Origin of the sequence: Pseudomonas sp. HMWF021 (assembly GCF_003061005.1) — a bacterium.
Classification (GTDB): Bacteria; Pseudomonadota; Gammaproteobacteria; order Pseudomonadales; family Pseudomonadaceae; genus Aquipseudomonas.
In genome coordinates this window covers 126251-129991 of record NZ_QAIK01000041.1, presented here as the reverse complement: position 1 = coordinate 129991, position 3741 = coordinate 126251, and the positions used below count along the sequence as shown (strand labels likewise).

Genomic DNA, 3741 nt, shown 5'->3' with positions numbered 1-3741 from the left:
GCGCAGGCCGTCCACCAGCCCTTCGGCGATCAACTGAAAGATCTTGGCGTGGGTGGCCTCGAACACGGCCGGACGCTCGACTCGCAGACCGCCGAGTTCGTTGATGTCGAAAAAGCGCCGCCAGTTGATGTCGTCCGCCGCTGTACGCCAACTGGCGAGACGGTAGCTCTGGCGTTCGAGCAACTGGTGCAGCCTGTCGAAGCCTTCAGCAGTGGTGGAGTCGTAATGCCCCAGACTGTCATCGATGGCTTTGAGTACCTGCGGATCGCTCGCCAGCGCTTTCAGTTCTTCCTTGAGCGCAATGGCCAGTGAATGCGCATCGGTCTGGTAACTGAGGGTGCTGAACCGATCGGCCAGGGGCTTGAGCGCCTCAACCGGTTTGAGCAGCTCGCCGTAGTCAGTCGGGCAGACCGGGAAGTGATGGTCGTAGTGCTCGACATGAAAGCTGCCGCGCTGCGCATCAAAACGCAGCTTCAGCGTGCCTTCCTGCAGAGCGACGCCATAATCGCTGCCCAGAAACGGCAGCAGCAACTGGCCTTCCATCAACGGGTCCGGCGAATGCCATTGGATGTCGAAGAACTCGCCGTAGGGGCTCAGCCGGCCCCATTCCAGCAGGTCAAGCCACCACGGGTTGTCTGCGCCACCGACGGCCATGTGATTGGAGACGATGTCGAGGATCAGGCCCATGTCGTGTTCGCGCAGGGTGCTGACCAGACGCCGCAGCGCCGGTTCGCCACCGAGTTCGGGGTTGACTTGCGTCGGATCGACCACGTCGTAGCCATGCATCGACCCGGCGCGGGCCGCGAGCAGCGGTGAGGCATAGATGTGGCTGATGCCCAGGCGGGCAAAGTACGGCACCAGTGGCACCGCCTGTTCCAGGGTGAAGCCCTTGTGAAATTGCAGGCGCAGGGTGGCGCGCAGTGGCTGGATGAGCGTCTGGTTCATTGGTCACGCTCGGCAGCTTGCAGGCGCGCACAGGCCAGCAGTTCCAGACGTCGCGCCGCGTCCGCGCCATCGAGCAGGGCCTCGCTGTTGCCGGGCAATCGCCGCGACCAGTTCGGATGACTGTCGATGGTGCCCGGCAGGTTGGCCTGTTCGTCGATGCCCAGTGCATCTTCCAGCGGCAGCAGCACCAGCGGCGCGCGGGTATGACCGAGGAAGCGCACGGCGGCATCGACCACCTGATCGGCCTCGTGGGATTCTTCGCGAAAGTTCTGCGGGTCCTGACTCAGCGCGTTGCGCAGGCCTTCACGCTCACGCTGGCGATGGCGTCGCCAGTCGATTTCACCATTGGCATCGACAAACCCCAGACGCGCGTTCCAGTCGATATCGCGGCCATGCCACCAGCCGTTGAGTGTCGGCAGATCGTGGGTGCTGGTGGTGGCGAGGGCGTTGTCGGGCCAGTCGAGTATCGGTTTGAAATGACTGTTGTCCTGTTCGAACAGGAGCACGCGCATGCCCAGAATCGCTCGGGCGCTGAGCTTTTCCCGCAGGCCGTCCGGTACGGTACCCAGGTCTTCGCCAAGGACGATGGCCTGATGCCGATGGGATTCCAGGGCCAGCAGGCGCAGCATGTCGTCGAACGGGTAATACAGATAAGCGCCGTCGGCCGGCACCGCGCCATTGGGAATCACCCACAGCCGTTGAAGGCCCATGACGTGATCGATGCGCAGGCCACCGGCATGGGCGAAATTGGCGCGGAGCATGTCGATGAAGGCTCGAAAGCCGTTGCGGATCAGGCCTTCGGGGGAAAACGCCGAGATGCCCCAGCCCTGACCGGAACGATTGAGAATGTCCGGTGGCGCGCCGACGGTGAGCGAGGCGAGCAACTCGTCCTGAAAACTCCAGGCCTGGCTGCCCGCGCCATCGGCCCCGACCGCGAGGTCGGCGATCAGGCCGATGCCCATGCCGGCGCTGCGAGCGGCGGTCTGCGCGCGCTCCAGGCAACGGTGGATCAGCCATTGGCAGAAGGCGAAATAGCCGATGCGCTCGGCGTACTCTTCGGCAAATGCTCCGAGGGCGGCACCCCGCGGGTCATGCCAGTGTTCCGGCCATTCGCGCCAGTCGAGGCTTTCGCCATGGGCGGCGCGCATCTCTTGAATGGCTTCGAAGCGGCAATGGTTTTCCAGTGCTTCGCCACCGGCGTGGCGGAAACTGGCGAAGTCCGGGTGCAGCGGATGCTCGCCCGCGACGAAGCCGTCGTACAAGGCTTGCAGCAGCTTCTGTTTGGCCTCGGCAGCGGCGGGCCAGTCGATCAGCTTCAAGTCTTCCAGTTGCTTGAACTGGTCGGTCAGACCGCTGGCCTCGATCGCATCGCGCAAGGCCCGTTCGCCAAGAATGGCGCCCGGTGCGGCGTACAAAGCATTCAAAAACAGACGGCTGGAAGGCGAATAAGGGCTGTAGCGCCCGGTGTCGGCGCTGAACATCGCGTGCAGCGGGCTGATCGCCAGCGCATCGGCACCCCGTTCTCCAGCAACGCGAGCCAGTTCCTCCAGCGCCTGGGTGTCGCCGAAACCGCCGTCACCGGCACGGCGCAGCGCATACAGTTGCACACTCAGGCCCCAGACGCGGGGGATTGGATTGTCCACCGCATCGCCGACGCTGAAACAGCGTTCGGGCGCCACGGCCAGGGTGAAAGACTGATCAGCGATGTGCACCTGCTGATAACCCACCGGGATCAAACCGGGGAGCTTCGCAGTGGCATCGAGTTTAAGATTCAGGCGTGAGCCGTCTTCGAGGTGGATTTCGCAGGGTGTCTCTGGTTCGAAGTAACGCGCCAGATCGACGCTGGCGCCGACATCACAGGTCAGCAATGGCGGCAGGTGACGGTCCTGTTGCACTTGTTGCAGTTGCAGCAGGCTGGCGTCGATTTCCTGTGCGGTGTTGGCCGGGTGACCCAGGCCGGTGAGCACATTGCGCAGCACCGCCGGGGCGACTTTTTGCGGACGTCCGTTGGCATCGATCCAGTCCACGGCGAGGCCGGCGCGGCTTGCGAGAATTTCCAGTTGCGCATCGCTCATAGGCGCTCTCCATCCAGAGGTTGCAAGGGGGTTGCGGCCGTGAGGCTGACAAGCGCGCAATACGCGGGCAGTTGGCCCGGTTCCGACAGGGCAACGGCGGGTGGTTGCTGAAACAGCCACACGGCGTCGCTCTGTGCAGGGTTGACCACTGGCGTGTCGCTGAGGTTCAGGTCAATTCGCAGCTCGCTGCCATCGCCCAGACGCCAGCGAGCACTGACCGCGCCACGACCGAGCATGTGCGCGCCGAGGGCCTGGGTGCCGGACAGGTTGGGAATGATGTATTGATGGCGCAACTGCAGCAGGTGCCGGTACAGCGCGAGGGTCTGCTGCTGTTGCGCGGTGCCGCTGCCGGTGAGGCGCGGCTGCGAAGCGTGGAAGGTCTGCGCAGCATTCGGATCGGGAATCTGCTCGCGCTTGTGCGGGTCGGTGAAGGCGCTGAACGCGGCAAATTCATTGCGCCGGCCCTCGCGTACCAGATCGGCCAGTTCGCCGTGGTGGCTGGTGAAAAACAGAAACGGCTGCTCGGCGGCGTATTCATCGCCCATGAACAGTAGCGGAATCATCGGCGACAGCAGCAACAGCACGGTCGCAGCCTGCACAGCGCGGGGATCGGCCAACTGGTGCAGGCGCTCGCCAAAGGCACGGTTGCCGATCTGGTCGTGGTTCTGCAGGAACAGGATGAACGCGGTCGAAGGCAGGTGCTCGCTCGGCTCGCCGCGCG

General features: G+C 64.1%; 3 protein-coding genes. All 3 read right to left on the bottom strand.

All coding sequences use genetic code 11. The features are described from left to right. On the bottom strand, positions 1 to 945 hold a 945-nt coding region (locus tag DBR18_RS28790; RefSeq protein ID WP_256588555.1), incomplete at its 3' end, for an alpha-amylase family glycosyl hydrolase. Then, positions 942 to 3020 (bottom strand): 4-alpha-glucanotransferase, encoded by a 2079-nt coding sequence (gene malQ / locus DBR18_RS05435; RefSeq protein WP_108589547.1) that lies wholly within the window; start codon positions 3018 to 3020, stop codon positions 942 to 944. The genes malQ and DBR18_RS28790, both read right to left, overlap by 4 nt. Beyond that, the coding region (locus tag DBR18_RS28785) for a DUF3459 domain-containing protein (RefSeq protein WP_256588554.1) at positions 3017 to 3741 on the bottom strand (725 nt) is incomplete at its 5' end. The genes DBR18_RS28785 and malQ, both read right to left, overlap by 4 nt.

Excerpts from the sequence above, each read along its gene's own strand:
- malQ (WP_108589547.1), bottom strand. The coding sequence starts at position 3,020 with ATGAGCGATGCGCAACTGGAAATTCTCGCAAGCCGCGCCGGCCTCGCC.